Annotated in this window: 13 protein-coding genes; 1 reads left to right on the forward strand and 12 read right to left on the reverse strand. The window is 69.1% G+C overall.

The window, feature by feature from the left end:
* Window position 1: 1 nt before the first annotated feature.
* The 6 genes from AC3IPP_RS13430 to AC3IPP_RS13455 all read right to left on the reverse strand — a co-directional run bounded on the left by AC3IPP_RS13430 (window position 2) and on the right by AC3IPP_RS13455 (window position 8,640).
* A complete protein-coding gene (locus tag AC3IPP_RS13430) occupies window positions 2–1,246 on the reverse strand; it encodes a GDSL-type esterase/lipase family protein (protein WP_489149320.1) in 1,245 nt (414 codons plus the stop codon).
* 15 nt (window positions 1,247–1,261) lie between these two features.
* Window positions 1,262–2,014 carry an SDR family NAD(P)-dependent oxidoreductase gene (locus AC3IPP_RS13435; protein ID WP_489149321.1) on the reverse strand — a complete coding sequence of 251 codons (753 nt, stop codon included), beginning with the start codon at window positions 2,012–2,014 and terminating at the stop codon, window positions 1,262–1,264.
* Between the two features lie 43 nt (window positions 2,015–2,057).
* Window positions 2,058–3,344 carry an MFS transporter gene (locus AC3IPP_RS13440; RefSeq protein WP_489149322.1) on the reverse strand — a complete coding sequence of 429 codons (1,287 nt, stop codon included), beginning with the start codon at window positions 3,342–3,344 and terminating at the stop codon, window positions 2,058–2,060.
* A 47-nt stretch (window positions 3,345–3,391) separates the two neighbouring features.
* Window positions 3,392–5,605 carry an alginate lyase family protein gene (locus tag AC3IPP_RS13445; RefSeq protein WP_489149323.1) on the reverse strand — a complete coding sequence of 738 codons (2,214 nt, stop codon included), beginning with the start codon at window positions 5,603–5,605 and terminating at the stop codon, window positions 3,392–3,394.
* Complete coding sequence (locus tag AC3IPP_RS13450; protein WP_489149324.1) at window positions 5,605–7,764, reverse strand: polysaccharide lyase 6 family protein; 2,160 nt, start codon at window positions 7,762–7,764, stop codon at window positions 5,605–5,607. Before AC3IPP_RS13450 ends, AC3IPP_RS13445 begins: the two co-directional genes overlap by 1 nt.
* 135 nt (window positions 7,765–7,899) lie before the next feature.
* The gene (locus AC3IPP_RS13455) at window positions 7,900–8,640 is read right to left on the reverse strand and encodes a FadR/GntR family transcriptional regulator (protein WP_489149325.1); all 741 of its coding nucleotides are present in this window, start codon (window positions 8,638–8,640) and stop codon (window positions 7,900–7,902) included.
* A gap of 128 nt (window positions 8,641–8,768) precedes the next feature.
* Here AC3IPP_RS13455 and AC3IPP_RS13460 point away from each other — a divergent pair, with 128 nt between their 5' ends.
* Entirely contained in the window at window positions 8,769–9,920 is a 1,152-nt protein-coding gene (locus AC3IPP_RS13460) for an amidohydrolase (RefSeq protein WP_489149326.1), read from the forward strand.
* A 21-nt stretch (window positions 9,921–9,941) separates the two neighbouring features.
* Here AC3IPP_RS13460 and AC3IPP_RS13465 read toward each other — a convergent pair whose 3' ends face one another.
* Genes AC3IPP_RS13465 through AC3IPP_RS13490 form a run of 6 tightly spaced genes read right to left on the reverse strand, consistent with a single transcriptional unit; the run spans window position 9,942 to window position 18,385 of the window.
* Window positions 9,942–10,712 (reverse strand): 2,3-dihydro-2,3-dihydroxybenzoate dehydrogenase, encoded by a 771-nt coding sequence (locus AC3IPP_RS13465; protein ID WP_489149327.1) that lies wholly within the window; start codon window positions 10,710–10,712, stop codon window positions 9,942–9,944.
* Window positions 10,709–14,599 carry an amino acid adenylation domain-containing protein gene (locus tag AC3IPP_RS13470; RefSeq protein ID WP_489149328.1) on the reverse strand — a complete coding sequence of 1,297 codons (3,891 nt, stop codon included), beginning with the start codon at window positions 14,597–14,599 and terminating at the stop codon, window positions 10,709–10,711. The genes AC3IPP_RS13465 and AC3IPP_RS13470 overlap by 4 nt, the downstream gene beginning before the upstream one ends.
* Before the next feature lie 9 nt (window positions 14,600–14,608).
* Window positions 14,609–14,872: a phosphopantetheine-binding protein gene (locus AC3IPP_RS13475; RefSeq protein ID WP_003167400.1), complete on the reverse strand. Its 264-nt coding sequence runs from the start codon at window positions 14,870–14,872 to the stop codon at window positions 14,609–14,611.
* Window positions 14,869–15,516, reverse strand: coding sequence for an isochorismatase family protein (locus tag AC3IPP_RS13480; RefSeq protein WP_489149329.1), 648 nt, complete (start codon window positions 15,514–15,516; stop codon window positions 14,869–14,871). Before AC3IPP_RS13480 ends, AC3IPP_RS13475 begins: the two co-directional genes overlap by 4 nt.
* A complete protein-coding gene (locus tag AC3IPP_RS13485; RefSeq protein ID WP_489149330.1) occupies window positions 15,513–17,141 on the reverse strand; it encodes a (2,3-dihydroxybenzoyl)adenylate synthase in 1,629 nt (542 codons plus the stop codon). Before AC3IPP_RS13485 ends, AC3IPP_RS13480 begins: the two co-directional genes overlap by 4 nt.
* Window positions 17,138–18,385: an isochorismate synthase gene (locus tag AC3IPP_RS13490; protein ID WP_489149331.1), complete on the reverse strand. Its 1,248-nt coding sequence runs from the start codon at window positions 18,383–18,385 to the stop codon at window positions 17,138–17,140. Before AC3IPP_RS13490 ends, AC3IPP_RS13485 begins: the two co-directional genes overlap by 4 nt.
* Window positions 18,386–18,463: the final 78 nt, after the last annotated feature.

The raw sequence follows: 18,463 nt of genomic DNA on the forward strand, positions 1-18,463 counted from the left end.
GTCAGGGCCTCGGCGGTGAACAGGGGCTGGGAGCGAAGACGTCAGCGTCGATCGCCTCGGCCATCAGGCGATGGCCTTCGTCATTGGGGTGGTAGCCGTCCTCGCGGTGGGCGCCGGGACGGATGCGGCCGGGCCGGGCGACATCGTCAAGCGCCACGTCGAAATCGATGATGCCGTCGAAGATTTCGCCCTGGCGGATCAGGGCGTTGAGCGAGCGGCGCTTGCCGTCGGTCGTCGGGCCGGGAATGGCGGGCTCCGCGACGGGCGAGGCCAGGATGGGCGTCAGCACCCCGCCGATGACCTTGATATGATGTGACTGCAGCACCTGTGCGGCCTGCCGGTATCCGGCGGCGACCACGTCCACCCCGGCGCCGGGGCGGTCACGCGCAGGGCCCTTCTGGCGGACATCGTTGAGGCCAGCCATCAGCACCACATGGGTGACGCCGGGCATGGCCAGCACGTCGCGCTCGAGACGCGACACGAGCGAGGGCGAGCGCCCGTCCGAGGCCACCATATTGCCGCCGATCCCCGCGTTCACCACCACAAAGGCGCCGGGGCAGCTTTGCTCCAGACGGCGGCCGAACTGATGCGGCCACGCGCGGTGGGCGCCCAAAGTGGTCGATCCGCCCTCGGTGATGGAATCGCCGATGGCGACGACGACGGCGGCGGGCGCCGTCGGCCGCTCGGCCAGCACGGCCGAGACCACGCCCTGCCCTCGCAGAAGCGGCGCGTCATCGGCGGGCGCGGCGTCGCCCGAAGCGATCCGCACCGGGCCGAGCCGGACGGCGGGCCGGGTCTCTTCGGGCAGGTAGGCGCTGACCGTCAGTTCGGCATAGGCGGGAACGGCCACCGCCAGCGGATCGCTGAGCGCGAAGCCGCCCGGAGGAATGATCACATGGGTCGCGCCGTCGAAGCGCAGGGGCTGGGCGGCCTCGCCTCTCAGCCCGGCCTCGGCCCGGCCGACGACCAGCGGCCCTTCGCCCAGCTCATTGCTGAACCGGACGCGCACCGACGTCGCCGCCGTCGCCATCAACAGATCCTGGCGCAGGGTGACGTTTCGCAGCAGCGGCGGCGCGCCGTTCGTCGCCGCCTCGCTCCGCCACGGCATGGGCGAGGCGAGCCAGGCCGGAACCCAGACCTGGGCGGTGGCGACGGCGGGCGCCGCCAGCGTCACGCACAGACCGGCGGCCAGGGCCGCCAGGGACCGCCGCGCCGTTCTGCGTTGTGAGATAGGACCGCCCGCCATCGCTCGCCTCATGCCTTAGGAGAAGTAGGTTCCGCCGTTCACGTCGACGTTGGCGCCGGTCATGAAGCTGGCGGCGTCCGACGCCAGGAAGACCGCGACGTCGGCGGCCTCTTCGGGACGACCTTCCCGGCGCAACGGCGTGCCGTTGGCCACGACCTGGCGCACCTCGGGCTTGGTGAAGTCGTCGTGGAAACGGGTCGAGATCATGCCGCAGCACAGGGCGTTGACGCGGATTCCCTTGGGGCCCAGTTCCTTGGCCATGGCGCGGGTGAAGGTCATCACCGCCGCCTTGGACGCCGCATAGAGGGAGGCGCCGGGGCCGCCGCCGTCACGACCGGCCTGTGAGGCGAAGTTCACGATGGCCGCGCCTGCAGACATGTGCGGCACAACCGCCCGCGTCGTCAGGAAGGTCGAGCGGAAGTTCACATCCATGACGCTGTCGTAGAAGGCGTCGTCGATCTCCAGCAGCGGCTTGCGCGCCACCATGCCCCCGGCGGTGTTGACCAGGATGTCGACGCCGGGGCCGAACGCCGCCTGGGCGGCCGACACCAGGCCGTCGACGCCCTCGGGCGTGGTGACGTCGGCGCGGTGCAGCACGGCCGTGCCGCCCGCCGCCTCAATCATGCGCAGCGTCTCTTCCGCGCTGGCGGCGTCGTTGGCGTAGTTGACCACGACCTTGGCGCCTTCGGCGGCCAGCTTCAGCGACACCTGGCGTCCGATGTCGCGTCCGCCGCCCGTGACGATGGCCACCTTATTGTTGAGTTTCATCTCGCTCTTAGTCCTTGAAAGCAAAGTGAGGATTGGAAGGGGATCAACCGCGCGCCGACGAGACGTCGACCTTCTCGATACGGCCGGTCACGACCCAGATCGCGACCAGGCACAGCGGCACCAGCGCGGCCACGAAGATGAAGATCGGGGCGTAGGAGACCTTGGTCATGACCGGCACCAGCCAGGTGGTGATCAGGGTCCCGGCCACGGCCGCCATGCCGCCGACGCCCGCCAGGGAGCCGACCGACTTGCCGTGGAAGACGTCGCCGGGCAGCGTCTGGATGTTGCCGATGGCGACCTGGAAGCCGAACAGGACGGCGGCGATGGTCAGCACGGCGATCGTGGGATCATTGGCGAGCACCGCGCCCAGCAGGGCGGGCGCCATGATCACACAGCCAAGGGTGATGACCCATTTGCGGGCGCGGTCGACCGAGCGGCCCGAGGCGATCAGACGTCCCGACAGCCATCCGCCGAACAGGCTGCCCAGCATGGCCCCGACGAAGGGCACCCAGGCGAAGATGCCGATCTGCTTGATGTCGAAGGAGAAGGTCTCGGCCAGGTAGATCGGCAGCCAGGACACGAACAGCCACCAGATCGGGTCGAGGAAGAAGCGGGCCAGGACGATGCCCCAGCTCTGCCGGTGCGACATCATCTGTTTCAGGCTGGGCGCCTTGGCAGGTTCGACCTCCGGCGCCGCAGCCGTTTCGGACGGGGCGTCGAGGATCAGGGCGCGTTCGGCGGCGTTGACCCACGGATGCTTGTCGGGTCCGGCGCGATAGATCACCAGCCAGGGCAGCACCCAGATGAAGCCCAGAGCGCCGATCAGCAGGAAGGTGCCCTTCCAGCCCAGCGACAGGAAGAGGAAGGCGATCAGGGGCGCAGAGACGATGGCCCCGATCGAGGCCCCGGCGTTGAAGATGCCTTGCGCGAAGGCGCGCTCCTTGGGCGGGAACCATTCGGCGTTGGCCTTGACCGCGCCCGGCCAGGCTCCGGCCTCGCTGACGCCCAGCATGGCGCGGAAGATGCTGAAGGAGGCGATGCTGCTGGCCGTGGCGTGCAGGGCGATGGAGATCGACCACAGGCCGATCGACCAGGCGAAGCCCAGGCGCGTGCCGATGCGGTCGAACAGCCGCCCGAAAGCGAACTGGCCCGCTGCGTAGAAGAGCATGAAGATGGTGACCAGAAGGGCGTAGTCCTCCTTGGTCGCGCCGATCTCGCCGGCGATCTCGGGCCACATCACCGCCAGGGCGTTGCGGTCGATGTAGTTGATCACCGTGGCCACGGCGATCATGGCGATGATGGCCCACCGGACGGCGGATCTCTTTTGCATGTCTGGTCCTCCCCTTGTCGGGCCGGTCGCGCGCGGCGCCGGCCTCTCTATTGATCCAGTCGCGCCCAGGGCCCGGTCCAACGCCAGGTCCGATCGTTCGCCGTGACGACGTGGGCGGCGCTGGCCGACGGATCGTCGGCGACGCCCAGGACCACCGTCTTGCCCGAGGCGAGGGTCACGACGACCACCTCGGCGTCGGCGCCCCGCACGCTGCGCAGGTCGCGGATGACGCTGTCGGCGCCGACCACGGTTTCGGCCCGGCCGTCGTAGCGGCCGTGCGGCTCCAGCACACCGACGAAGGTCGCGGCCTTCTGGCCGTCGGCCCGCAGGATCAGGGCCGGCTCGCGGCGCAGGTTGAAGTCCGGGTCGTTGGCGCCGCTTTCGGCCAGGATGGCCTGGGCCGGAACGCTCGAGGCGAAGCGCCAGGTGTAGAAGCGACCGTCCAGCAGCCAGGTCAGGCTGCGGCTGTCCTGCGAAGGCTGGGAGACGGCGTCGACCCACAGGTGCTGATAGCCGTCGGCCGCACCCAGGACGGGGCGATCCGCCACCGCGCGCTCAGCCTCGAAGCCCAGCTTCATGATGTGGCCGTTGTAGTGCAGCGGCAGGTCATAGCGCGCCGGGCGCTCGCCGGAGACGCGCAGCAGGTCGATGACGACCGGCCGCTCCAGTTCGGGATGTTCGACCAGGGCCTGGGTGCGCGTGAACATCACCCCGTCATAGGCCCCCGCCTGGCGCGCCGAGACGATCTGCGTCCTCTCGGCCTTGTCGAAGAAGAGGACCTGGGGCGGGTGATCCTCGCCCGTCTGCCACTGGCCGCCGAACTGGTTGCGCTCGTTCACCACCAGGGTGTTGTGGGCGACCGTCGCCTTGGCCCAGCTGTTGTTCTCGAGCAGGTAGATGCCGCCGGCCTTGGCCTCGATATTGAGGAAGCGCGCGGCGCCGTAGTCCGTCACCACCGTCTGACCGTTGTCGTAGAAGAGCCAGTTCAGCTTGTCGAAATGGCCATGGCCCATGCCCATGGCCGTCGCCTTCTGGACCAGGGCCTGACCGTCCTCGCCGCCCGCACGCAAAATCGCCAGCGCGCCTCGCGTCCCGTCGGGGCCGTCGCTCAGCAACACCGAACGGAAGGCGTAGGGCTGCGCCGCGCCCGAAGCCGCCGCCTCGGCCACCTTCAGGCCCTCCGGCGACAGGATGGTCCGCCCCTGCCGCTGCGCGATGGACAGCAGCCCTGCGTCCTGGGTGCGCGCATAGACGGAGGCGACGCCGGTGACGAGCTCCTCGGTGTCCAGTCCCTTGTCGAGGATGGCGTCGTTGATCGGGATGAAATAGCCGCCGTAGCTGGACTGGATCAGCGTATCCACGGCCTTGAGCAGGACCCCGTCGCGGCGTTGGAAGATGCCGCGTCCCGGCTCATTGCGGTCGATGGCCCCGGCGAAGATGATGAAGGGCGCCAGGGCGTAGCGCTGATAATAGGGCCCCTCTTCGTAATAGCCGTCGGGCGAGAAGAGCTGGTCGATCTGGGTCAGGAAGCCGGCCGAGCCGTCCTTCTTCAGCCCCGTCAGCGCCTTGTCGGACAAGTCGCGGTCGCGCAGCACATAGCCAGTCATGCCGACGCCGGCGACGGCCCAGGTGGCGTGGTTGTGGATGCGCTCGAAATTCTCGGGCGTCTCCGCCGACAGGAAGCTGGCCATGCGACGGAAGACGTCGACGTCGATGCGGCGACGCTCCTCGACGGTCAGGGTCTCGCGGATCGCGTCATAGCCCTGGATCGAATAGACGAGCCAGACGGAGTCGTTCAGCGTCTGCCAGAACAGGCGGCCGGGGATCTGCCCCCGCCCCGCCGGATGGGCCCCCAACGTCGGATAGAGCTTGGCGTATTCCAGCAGCAGGTCGCGGGCGAAGTCGGCATAGGCCTTGTCGCCGGTCAGGCGATACAGGGCCCCGGCGTTGTAGATGGCCTGATAGTTCCGTTTGTGCTGCTCATGGGTGAAGCCGCCGCCGGGATCGCGCGGCGTGGGCACGTTCACGCCCTGAGCCATGGCCGCGCGAACCAGAGCCTCGACCCGTTCGCGCTCGACGGCGAACAGGGGATAGGCGGACCCGGCCTCGGCCATCCGCCGCCATTCCTCGGACGTGGTCAGCACCGGCACGGTCTCGGCCGATGCCGAGGCGACGGCCAGCGGCGCCGGGGCGGTCGCCGCCTGGGCGCTCAGGGCGCCGCCGGCGAGCAGCAGGGCGGTCAGAGGCAGGGCGCGCAGCATCAGAATTCCTCCGTCGCCGCGGTGGGCGCGATGTCGGTTTGCATCTCGGGCGTGCGGACCAGGCGGTTCCCGGCCACGGCCAGCACAGGCTCGCCGACGCGGTGGGAGAAGCTGATCGCGCCGCTGTCCGTCAGGGTGTTGTCGACCAGTTCGGCGTGCTGGACGCCGCGCATCAGGATTGACGGCCGCTCAGATGAGCCGACCCGTTCGAAGCTTGCCCCCCTGATCACCAGGCGCGGCCCGAAAGTGCTCTCGTCCGTGCCGCCGCGATAGAGGTCGACGACCGGACCGCCGATGCGGCTGAAGGCGCCGCCTTCGATCTGCACCAGTTCGGCGTTGTAGGTGCCCCGGTCATCCGTCTCGGCGGCTGCCGAGATCACCGAGCCGGTGATGTTGTCCGCCCGCACGTCGCGCAGCAGCACCCGGTCGGCCATGACGCCCTTGCCCAGGGCGATCAGGTTGAAGCCGCGATTGACCGTCAGGTCGCGAACCTCGACGTCTTCCAGCACCAGATCGAAGTTGGCCGCGCTGGAGCCGGGCGCCACGCGGATCACCGCATTGCCCGTCTCGTCCGGAGCGTCGGCGCCGGTCACCGACAGGCCCGCCAGCTTCAGCGATCCGCCCTTGGCCACCTCGAACAGCGAGGGACGAGAGAAGGCGATCTCGACCCGCCCCTGCCCCGAGCCCCGCACGGTCAACGGCGCGCCGACCGCCAGGGTCCGCTCGACCGCATAACGACCGGGCGCCAGCACCAGCACGTCGCCCGGACGGGCCGCGGCGACGGCGGCCTCAAGCGCGCCTTCGCTCGGGCCGACGACGATCTCGGCGCCCTGGTCCAGGCGCACGGTCTGAACATCCTTGGGATACCAGGCCACGCCCGTCTCGGCGCGCGGGATCATGACCAGGTCGGGCGAGGCGCCCGCGACTTGCTGCGTTTCGGGAACCAGCAGGCCGTTCGCTCCGCGCACCAGGATAACATCGCGCGCCTGGACATTGTCCGAGAAGGCGACGCCCGACAGGTCGCCCAGCCTCCGCATCGGATCACGCCCGTCCACATTGACGATCAGGTTGCGCGCAAAGCGGCTGTCGATCGGCGGGGCCGAGCGCTCGGCGTCCATGCCTGCGCCCAGAAAGAGGCTGCGCGCGTCGATGATGGTGTTGTTCTCGATCACGGCGCCGACGACCTGATGGTAGCGGTTGATCGGAGAATCGGGGACACCGTGCATCACGCTCAACGCGGCGGTGAAGCCGTCGCCGGTGATCCCCTCCATGTAGTTGTTCCGCACCGTCTGGTTGCGGTTGATGACGCGGACGCCGCCGGTGTGCGGCTTGCCCCCGCCGAGGAACACGTTGTTCTCGACCAGGTTACCGTCGCCGTGGCGCAGAACCATGGATCCGCGCGAGTGGTGGAAGACGTTGCCGCGATAGGTGTTGCCGCCCGACTTGTTCGAGACGATCTCGACCTCGCCGTCAGCGCCCTCGAACCAATTGTTCTCGACCACGGTGTTGGAGGCCGACAGGGAGTCTGCGCTGGTCCCCACACGCAGGGTCTCGCCGCCGTTGGACCCCAGGTTGGGACGCGGGCCGAAATAGTTATGGTCGATGCGGTGGCGGTTATCGAGCCCCTGCTGCTCGTCGCGTACGACGACCAGAGTGGTGCCGACGTTGTTCTTCCCGACCAGATGGTTGTGGTCGAAGCGGTTGTCGTGGCCGTACAGCGCCACCCAATTGTCCGAAGTGGCCCGATCCGGCTTGTTGTAGCCGTCGATCACCAGGCCCGTGACGCGGCTGTCCACGGCCCGACGCTCCTTAGAGCGACGGAAGGCCACCACCTCACCCGTCGGCGACCAGCCATCGCGAAAGACCAGGTTGGACACCACCAGCTGACTGCCCGCCAGCCTCAGGTTGGATTGGCCTGACAGAACCACCCCGCCTGGCGTCTGAGCCGTCAGGGTGATCGGTTGGTTAGCCCGACCTTCAGCCTCAAACAGGATCTGGAAGTCGCGCCACACCCCGTCCTTCAGGACGATGACGTCGCCAGGCTTAACGTCGCGCAGAACCCGCTGATACTCCGCCGGCGTCGCCACCAGGGTCGTGGTCTGGGCGGTCGCCGCCCCCGCCCACAGCAGGGCGGCCGCAAACGCCAATCTCGACAACATGATCGCCTCCCCCTCCGGTCCGCTTTGGCGCAGACTTGTTCGCGGTTTCGCATCCGCAGGAGAAAGCTATCAGTCAGGCCACCAAAGGCAACCTCTTGGTCATAAGAAAAAGAACTAAAAACTATACCAATTGGTCTAAACTGAATGAGTGCTAATCAGGAAGCGCTCTCGGCTGGCCGCCATCTGACGCTCCAAGGCCTCAAGCGCCGAGGCGGCGCTGGCGTCCAGCATGGCCGCCAGCAGACGGTTGAAGTGGGTCCGCATGGCGCGCCGCGCCCCCGCCGGATCACGCGCCTTCAAGGCGTTGAGGATGGCCGCATGCTCATCCACGCGCGACGAATCGTCGATCTCGCAGACCGCCTGGTGGGCGGCGCTCACCGAAGGAACCTCCGTCCGCATCCGCCACAGGGTCTCAATGGTATGCAGAACAGCGGCGTTGTTGGCCGAAGCGGCGATCACGCGATGAAACTCGCGATCGGCGGCGTCAGGGTCCAGATCGGGATTCGTCCCGCCCATGGCCTCGACCAAATAGTCCAACCTGGCCAAGGCTTCGTCGGTGATAACCGAGGCGGCCAGGGCGGCCGCTTCGGATTCGAAGAGAGAGCGCGCCTCGGTGACTTCGAACGGGCTGACCGCAGGCAAGGCGCCGGCCGGCTGCGGCGCGGAGCAGACGAAGACGCCGGACCCGGTCTTGATCGCCAGCTTGCCCTGGGCCTGCAGCGCCACCTCCGCCTCACGTACGGTGACGCGACTGACGCCGAAACGTTCAGCCAGCTCGCGCTCGCCGGGCAGTTTGGCGCCAGGCCCATACCCCTCATCGGCGATGAGCTGGAGAATCTGGTCGGCGACCGTGTGGAAAAGACGTTTCTGGCTCATGCCTCCAGCTTAAACGAACCGGAGCGTCAGGCCAATCGGTCCGGCGCGCTCTGAAACGCACGCTATGTCGTTTCAGATGCGGCGATGCTAACCTCGCCGCCTCCCCTTTTCGACGGATGCGCGACCCCATGACGCCCTTGCCTGCCCTCGCCGCCCTGGCTGCTGACATGACCGCCTGGCGGCGGGATATCCACGCCCATCCGGAACTGTCGGGTCAGGAATCGCGCACCGCCAAGCTGGTGTTCGACGTGCTGGAAGGGCTGGGCCTGAAGCCCGAGGGCGGCATCGGCGGCGAGGGCGTGGTCGCCGTCATCGAAGGGCGCGAGCCCGGCCCGTCCATCGGCCTGCGCGCCGACATGGACGCCCTGCCCATGAACGACGACAGCAACGTACCCCACGCCTCGACCAAGCCGGGCGTCTCGCACGCCTGCGGCCACGACGGCCATACGGCAACCCTGCTGGGCGTGGCGCGCCATCTGGCCGCCAACCCGCCTGCGCGCGGCCGCGTGGTGCTGATCTTCCAACCGGCGGAAGAGACGGGTCTGGGCGCCGTCGCCATGATCGAGGACGGCCTGTTCGACCGCTATCCGTGCGACGAGGTCTATGGCTATCACAACATGCCGCTGCTGCCGCTGGGCGAGGCGGCGGTCCACACCGGCCCGACCATGAACGGCTATAAGGTGTGGGAGATCGACATTCAGGGCGTCGGCGGCCACGGCGCCGCCCCGCACAAGACCAAAGACCCCGTTCAGGCCGCCGTGCGCGTGGCCTCGGAAATCTCGTCCATCGTCGGCCGTCACGTCGATCCGATGGAGCCCGCCCTGATCACCGTCACCAAGCTTCAGGCCGGATCGTCGCACAACGTTGTGCCGCACGAAGCCAGTCTGGCGGGCACCCTGCGCGCCACCTCGTCCGACGTAATCGAGACCATGTGGCAGAAGCTTCAGGACATCTGCGCGGGCGTCGGCGTCATGACCGGCTGCACCGTCACGGTGCGCGAGACGGCGGGCGTGCCGCCCGTCTTCAACGCTGCGGCTCAGGCCGATGTGGCGGCGACTGCGGCCGGCGGCGTGTTCGGCGCGGACAAGGTGCACCGCGACTTGAAGCCGTACCCGTTCACCGACGACTTCGCCTATATGCTGCAGATCGCGCCGGGGGCCTATTTCTTCGTCGGCCAGGGCGGGACGATGGTCCACCAGACAGCCTATGACTTCAACGACGACCTGCTGCCGAACGTGGCCTCGGTCTTCGCCCGGATCGTCGAGGCGAAGCTGCCCTGAAGGCAGGTCTGAGCGGCGGGATCAGGCGCGCAGCGTGGCCCCGCCGTCGACGTAGAGGTCGGTCATGGTGATGTGGGCGGCGCGGTCGGACAGCAGGAAGACCACCGCCTCGGCGATGTCCTCAGGCGTCGCCAGCTTCTGCAGCGGAATGCCCGCCTTGAACGTCTCGGGCGAGCCGGCGATGACGCGGGCGGCGCCGTCCTCATCGGCCCACATCCCGGTCTGCATCGGCGTCAGGGTCGAACCGGGGGCGACGATGTTGCAGCGGACGCCCTTCGGCCCCAGTTCCAGCCCCAGACAGCGGGTGAACATGGTCGCCGCCGCCTTGGACGCCGCATAGGCCGCCATCGCATGACGCGGCACGCCCGCCGCGTTGGAACTAACGGTGACGAAGGCGCCTTTGCTGCGCTCGCCCATCCGCCGCGAAACCTCGCGGCCCAGATGGAAGACCCCGTCCGCATTGACCGCAAAGACGCGGCGCCATTCGGCGTCGGAGGTCTGATCCACCGTCACATTGGACAGGACGCCCGCCACGCTGGCGACGAAGTCGATGGGGCCGTCCTCGGCCTCGATGCGCTCGAACAGGGCCTCGACCGCCGCGCCGTCGGACACGTCCAGCGGCTCGACTCGCACGCCGTTCAGGAAGGCCAGACCCGACAGGGCGGTGGACGGCAGGTCGGTGGCGACCACGCGCGCGCCCTCCTCAACCAGCAGCCGCACCACGGCGGCGCCGATGCCGCCGCCCGCGCCCGTGACTAGGGCCAGACGGCCGGACAGTCCGCTGTCTCTCATCGTGCGGTCTCCTCGAAGGCGGTCATGCGGGCGTCGAGCGCAGGGGCGATCAGAGCCGTCGCCGCCGGGCCGGTCAGTTGCGGATGCAGGAAGGGAACCTCGACCACGTCCAGATCGGCGGCGTAAGGGCGCCACAGGCCGGGCGTCAGGTCGCGCTCCTTGTGATCCAGCGCCGCGCGGACGTGGGTGGTGCGGCCGCCGAAGGGTTTGTGATGGTGTTCACGCACCAGACGGTTGGTGTCCAGCACCACGCGGATCACCCCGTCCAGCGCCGCCTCGGGCAGACCGCCCAGCGCGCTGTCGCCCGCCTTCAGGAAGGCGAGGATGGCCGCGCGGCTGCGTAAGTCGGGATACTGTGTCGGGTCGTATCCGGCGATGGCCAGAAGGGCGCGCATGGCGTCAACAGGGTCCGGCTCCGGCTCGGCGCGCCAGCACTCGGCCGGATAGGAGTCCAGCATGGCCATCAGCCCGACCTTGACGCCGCGCCGCTCCAGCTCGACCGCTGCCGCCTGCGCGATGATGCCGCCGACCGACCAGCCTGCGATGTGGACCGGCCCCGGCGCGCCCAGCGCCAGAATGTGATCGACATAGACCGACGCCAGCGCGTCGATCCCGTCCGGCAGGCCGTTCTGCGGGTCCAGCGCGGGCGACTGCACGCCCCACACCGTGCGGCGCGGCGACAGGGCGCGCGCCAGCGTCCGATAGCCCCACGACAGCCCCCCCGCCGGATGGATCAGGAACAGCGGCGGCAGGGCCGGATCGCCCTCGGCCAGACGGATCAGCACGCCCAGCCCGTTGTCGAAGTCCAGCGCCTCAGCGTCGATCAGGGCGGCCAGTTCCGCCACGCGCGGTCGGTCGAACAGGGCGCCCAGCCCTGGATCGCGCCCCAGCCGCTCGCGGATCAGCATCATCAGATGCACCGCCAGCAGGGAGTCGCCGCCCAGGGTGAAGAAGTCGTCGTCGGCGCCCGCTGATTCCGCCCGGCCCAGCGTCGCAGCGAACAGTTCGGCGATGATCCTTTCGGTCGGCGTCTCGGCCGCCCGGCCCGCAGCAGCCTCGAACACCGGGGCGGGCAGCGCCTTGCGGTCCAGCTTGCCGTTGGAGGTCGTCGGCAGGGCGTCCAGCGCCACGATGGCGGCGGGCACCATATAGTCAGGCAGGCGCGCAGCCAGCTTCGCCTTCAGCGCGGCGGGGTCGTAGCCCTCGGCCGGGACCAGATAGGCGACCAGGCGGCGCTCACCAGGGCGGTCCTCGCGCGCCAGCACCACCGTCTCGCGCGCCAGGCCACTGGCGATGACGGCGGCTTCGATCTCGCCCAGTTCGATGCGCAGGCCGCGGATCTTCACCTGATGGTCGCTGCGGCCCAGATAGACCACCGCCCCATCCGCCCGCCTGCGCGCCACGTCGCCGGTGCGATACAGGCGCTGGCCCGGATGGTGCGGATCGGGAATGAAGCGGTCCTCGGTCAGATCGGGCCGGTTCAGATAGCCGCGCGCCAGTTGCACCCCGCCCAGATGCAGATGGCCGCCCATGCCGGGCGCCACGGGACGCAGGCGCTCGTCCAGAATGACCAGCCGCGTGTTCCACACCGGCCAGCCGATGGGCATGGGGCGGGACGTATCGTCCGGCCCGGCGGCCCAATAGCTGACGTCCACCGCCGCCTCGGTCGGGCCGTAGAGGTTGTGCAGTTCGGCGCTCACCGTCTGGTGGAAACGGTCGCGCAGTTCGGCGGGCAACTCCTCGCCGCTGCAGAAGACGTGGGCGACAGCGATCCCCTTGGCCGCCGGATCGGCCAGAAAGGCCGACAGCATGGAGGGAACGAAGTGCAGGTCGGTGATGGCATGGCGGCGGATCAGCCCGGCGATGGCCGCCGGATCGCGGTGCGCGCCGGGCGGGGCCACGACCAGTTCGCCGCCCGAGATCAGCGCCAGGAAGAACTCCCACACCGAGACGTCGAAGGTCGCGGGCGTCTTCTGCAGGATGCGGGTGTGGGCGCCGATGCCGTATTCAGCCTGCATCCACAGCAGACGGTTGACGATGGCCCGATGCTCGACCAGCACCCCCTTGGGATCACCGGTGGACCCCGAGGTGTAGATGACATAGGCGGCGTCCTCGCCGCCTTGCGCCACGGCAGGCGCAGCCCCGTCCAGGGGCCAGTCGGCGGGCGCCAGCAGGGCCTCGCCGAAGGCGCCGCCGATGTCGTCATGGGCCAGCACAACGCTCGGCCCGGCGGCGCGGACGATGGCGCCGATGCGCTCGGCGGGATGCTCCAGATCCAGCGGCAGATAGGCGCCGCCCGCCCGCAGGGTGGCGACAAGCGCGATCACCAGCTCCAGCGAACGCGGCAGGGCCACGGCCACGAGGCTCTCGCGCCCCACGCCGCGCGCCGACAGCGCCGAGGCCAGCGCCGCCGTGCGACGGTCCAGCTCGGCGTAGGTCAGGGTCTGCTCGCCGAAGGTCAGGGCCGGGGCGTCCGGCGTCGCCTTCATCGCCGCCTCCAGCAGGGCGGTCAGCGTCGTGTCGGGAACCGGGTGGGCGGTGGCGTTGAAGGCTTCCAGTTCGCGCACGGCCTCGTTCGGCGTGGCGATGGGGACTTCGCCCAGCGTCTCGGCGTCCAGCGCGTTGGTGAGGAAGGCGGCCAGACGCTCTGCGTGGGCGGCGGCTTCGTCCAGCGTATAAAGGTCGGGGTTGGCGTCGACTTCCAGCGTCAGGGCCGGGGCGGCGTCGCCGCGGAAGGTGAAGCTGATGTCGTCGACCGGGCCGGTGCCCAGCACCTTCAGCGTCGTGTCCAGCCCCGCAAAGCGCGGCGGCAGGTCGAACGGCAGGACGTTGACCAGCGGCCCATACAGACGCCGCGCTCCGCCGATCAGGCCGAGATCACGCCGCAGTTGCTCGCTGCGGTAACGGCCGTGACGGCGGGTCTTGATCAGGGCCTTGGAGGCCAAGATCAACTGCTCGTCCAGCGGCGCGTCCTCGTCCAGCGTCAGGCGCAGCGGCGGGACGTTCATGATCATGGCGGGCGTGCGCGCCGAGGCGCTGCCCATGCGGCCCATCCACGGCACGCCGATCACGGTCTCTTCGGCGCCCGAGAAGCGGCGGACATAGGCGGCGCCGATGGCGGTCAGAACGTCGGGCCAGGACAGGCGCCCGGCGTCGGCGCGGGCGCGCAGGCGGGCCGTGACCTGCGGCGGCAGGGCGCGTTCGATGCGGTGGAAGCGGTGGGCGGTCGTCGCCTTGCCCGGCGCCAGGGAGGCGACCTCGGGCGCGTCGCCCATGATCTCGCGCCAGTAAGCCGCGTCGGCCGTGCGCTTGTCGGAGACGCGATAGGCGGCGTCTTCCTCCCACACCTTGGCGATGGAGTTGAAGACTGGGCCAGGCGCCGGGCCGCCACGCGCGGTGTTGTAGAGCTCGGCTGTGCGATTGGTCAGCAGGGCCATGCCGAAGCCGTCGGTGGCCAGATGGTGGACGCGCAGGCTCCACAGGAAATGCTGCGGTCCCATACGGAACAGGATGTTGGCGGCCAGCGGATCGCGCGTCGGGTCCAGCGGGGTCTCATGGTCGCGGCGCATGGCGCCCATGGCCTCGGCGACCGGATCGGCGGCGGCGGATACGTCGACGATCTGCAGCAGCGGCCGATGGGTCGGGTAGAGGGTCTGGAAGATCTCGCCGCCTCGCTCGACAAAACGCAGCGACAGGGCCTCGGCCTCGGCGGCGGTCCGATCGACAGCGGCGCGGAAGGCCTCGACGTCCAGATCGCCTCTAATGTCGAGATAGTGGGCCGTGTTGAAGATCGGGTTGGCCGGGTCCAGCCTCTGGGCGAACCACAGGCCGGATTGAGCTTCCGTCAGCGGGTATTCCAGCGCCGCCGCCATGCGTCCGTCGTCCATGATGTCAGGTCAGGCGTCGTGACCGGCGGCGCGCAGGCGCGCCTGAACCACGCTCCACCAGCCTGCGAGCGTGGTGTGTTCGGCCAGTTCGCTGAACTCCAGCGGCACGGCCTCGCTCCACGCCAGCGACAGGTTGAGGGCGCGCAAGGAGTCGACGCCCAGATCCATCAGATTGTCATCGTCCAGAATGGAGTCCGGCGTTTCGTGCAGCACGGCGGCGATGTCTGCGCGCATCCGTTCCAGCGTCAGGTCCTGCGGGGTCAGCTTGGTCATGTCAGTCGTTCCAGTACGCGCGCCGTCGAAAGGGCCACGGCGCAGGTGTCGGCGGCCCAGGCCACCGCGCCCATATGCTTGTCGCGCGAGAAGTCGCCAAGCGCATCGGCGACGAAGAAAGGTTCAATGTCCCGCTGAAACGCCTCGGCCGCCGTCAGCTGGCAGCCGATGTGGGCGTAGACGCCGCAGACGATCAGTTGGTCCCGCCCCCGCACGCGCATCAGCGTTTCGAGGTTGCTGCGCTGGAAGGCGCTGTAGCGATGCTTGACCAGAGGGAAGTCGCCCGGCGCCGGAGCCAGTTCGGGCAGGATGTCTTCATGCTCGGGCATACGGCTCATCCCCGGCCCCCACAGGTCGGCCTGAAGCCCCCGGTCGCGGCGATCCTGATCGCCATGCTGGGCGGTATAGAAGACCGGAACGCCCGCCGCCCGCGCCGCCGCGATCAGGCGGGCGATGTTGGCGATCAGCCCCGGCAGCGGCTCGGCGCCCGGCGCATAGGGGCGCATGAAATAGCGCTGCATATCGTGGACCAGCAGGGCGGCGCGATCACGCTGCAGCGTCCACTGGGCGCGCGAGGCGGGAATCTCCGCCTCGGTCGGCAGGGCGTAGGCCGGGACGGTGGGCAGACCTTTGGAGACGCTCACGCCTTGCCCTCTTCTTCCAGAATGCGCTGGCGAAGCGCCGCGCGCAGTTCGCGACGGCTGATCTTGCCGACTGCGGTCACGGCGAAGTCTTCGACGAAGACGATCTGGTCCGGCACCTTGAAGTCGGCGATGTCGCGCTTGCGCATCCAGGCCTTCAGCTCGACGCCGCGCGGCGCGGCGCCGTTGGGGATGATGAAGGCGCAGATGCGCTCGCCCAGATAGTCGTCGGGCACCGACACCACGGCGGCGTCGAACACGGCCGGGTGGGCCAGCAGATGATCCTCGACCTCCTCGGCAGAGATCTTCTCGCCCGCTCGGTTGATGTGGTCGGTGGCCCGGCCCATGACAACCAGATAGCCCTCGGGCGTGCGGCGCACCACGTCGCCGGTGCGATAGAAGCCGTCCTCGGTGAAGGACCGCGCATTGGCCGCTTCTTCGTTGTGATAGGCGCGGATCGTATAGGGGCCGCGCGTCAACAGATTGCCCGGCTCGCCCTCGGCCACCGGCGCGCCCGCGTCGTCAACAATCAGGATTTCGTCGTCGGGGCTGATCGGCCGCCCTTGCGTCTCGACGATCAGGCTCTCGGGGTCGTCCAGCCGAGTGTAGTTGACCAGCCCCTCGGCCATGCCGAACACCTGTTGCAGGGTGCAGTCCAGTTCAGCGCGCACGCGACGCGCGGCCTCGGGCAGGAACTTCGCGCCGCCGACCAGCAGCACCTGAAGGCTGGACAGGTCGTGGGTCTTCTTGGCCGCCGCCTGCATCCACAGCAGGGCCAGAGGCGGCACCAGTCCGGTGATCGTCACCCCCTCGCGCGCGATCAGGGGGAAGCAGACGTCCGGCGACGGCGACGGCGCCATCACCACCGTCGCCCCGACATAGAGGGCGCCCAGATAGCCCGGCGAACTCATCGGAAAGTTATGCGCCGCCGGCAGGGCCGTCAGATAGACGCTTTCCGGCTCCAGCCCCGAGATGTCGGCGCTTTCGCGCACGCTGTAGAGATAGTCGTCGTGGGTGCGCGGGATCAGCTTGGACAGGCCGGTCGAGCCGCCCGAAATCTGCAGGAAGGCCACGTCGGACGGATCGGCGTCATCCGTCGGCAGGGCGGCCTGATCGGCGCGGAAACCGTCGAAGGATGCGAACTCTTCCGCCTCACCCACCACGACCACATGGCGCAGGTCAGGAACCTCGGCCTGAACGATGCGGGCCAGGGCGCGATAGTCGAACCCTTCATGCCGGTCGGCCACGACATAGGCCGAGGCCTCGGCCCGCGTCAGGAAGTGGACGATCTCAGTCGAGCGGTGCGCGGGCAGCGCATAGACAGGAATCAACTTGGCCCGGAACAGGCCGAAGATCACGCTGAGGAACTCGGGCAGGTTCGGCAGTTGCACCACCACCCGGTCGCCCGGCTTCAGCCCCAGCGCCAAAAAACCGGCGGCGGCCGTCTCGGCCTTTTGCAGCAGTTCGCCATAGGTCCAGCGCTGGTCCATGCCAACCACGGCGACGGCGTCGCCCTGCGCCTCGGCGCGGCTGCGCAGCAGTTGGGAAAAGGTCTCGCCACGCCAATAACCCTTGGCCCGATAACGCGCCGCCATGTCGTCCGGCCAGATCTGTTGCAGGGGAATCATACGCTTGCCTCATCCACGCCCAGTGCGCGCAGGACGGCCTGGAACTTACCTGACGTCTCGTCCGCCTCGGCGGCGGGGTCGGAGCCTTCGACAATGCCCGCCCCGGCATAGAGACGCGCCTGATCGCCGCACGTCTCTGCGCAACGCAGCGAGACGTACCACGCGCCGTCGCCAAAGGCGTTGGTCCAGCCCACGGCCCCGGCATAGAAGCCCCGGTCATAGCCTTCAAGCGCGTGAATCATCTCGGCCGCCTGATCGCGCGGCGAGCCGCAGACGGCGGGCGTCGGATGCAGCAGGGCGGCCAGTTCAGCGGCGGAGGTTTCATCGGGGCGATGCAGCCGCCCCTCGATACGGGTGCCCAGGTGCCACATGGTCCGCGTCGAGACCAGCGCCGGTCCCGGCGGGGCGCGCAGGTCGCTGCAATAGGGCGCCAGCAGATCCATGATGGCCTCGACCACCAGGGCGTGTTCGCGTCGGTCCTTGTCCGAAGCCAGCAGGCTTTGCGCCGCCGCCTCGTCCTGCACCACGTCGGTGCTGCGACGAGCCGATCCGGCCAGCGGGTGAGAGAAGACAGCCGGGCCGCGCTTGGACGCCAGCAGTTCAGGCGTGGCGCCGACCAGACGGCGCATGGCCCCACCCTGCCCGGCTCCCAACGGCGTCAGGAAGCGCGCGGCGGTCGGGTCGGCCTTCAGGTCGCGCCACAGGGCGAAGGGGTCGATCACGCCGTCGCCCTGAACCTTCAGGCTGCGGGACAGCACCACCTTGTCGACCGACTCTGCGCCGCCCTGAGAGGCGCGCATGGCCGCCAGCGCCTGCGTCACCGCCGCCTCATAGGCCGCGCGCGACGGCTCGGGCGTCAGGGCGCGGATCGAAGGGCGCGACGCCGCGGAAGGCATGTCCCAGATGCGGTTGGCCGCGCGCTCGGGCAGGAACAGGCAGTCATCGGCGTTGCGGTCGAACGGCAGGGCGCCGACCAGCAGGCGCGGCGACGGCTCATCCGTTTCGGGCGCGACGGGCAGGTCAGCGAAGAAACGACGCACGCGCTCGCCCAGCGTAGTCGCCGGTCCCGGCGTCAGGCGCTGCTTCAGCCCCGTGGTGAACAGCCGCAGCTCCGGCGTGCTGAGGCCGAAAGCCCAGTCCGCCCCGTCCTTGGGGGCAACCCCGTCATGGCGTTCGGACGCGTCGCCGCCGATCTGAACCGACAGATCGGGCGCGCCCCAGAACTCCGCTACTCTCGACTCCATGCTGATCCCTGCCGCACTCAAGCTGTTGCATATCATTCGCAACAATCGGCCTATAGCCGAGCAACCTTCGCATTGTCT

Source organism: Brevundimonas sp. KH_060 (genome assembly GCF_057838275.1).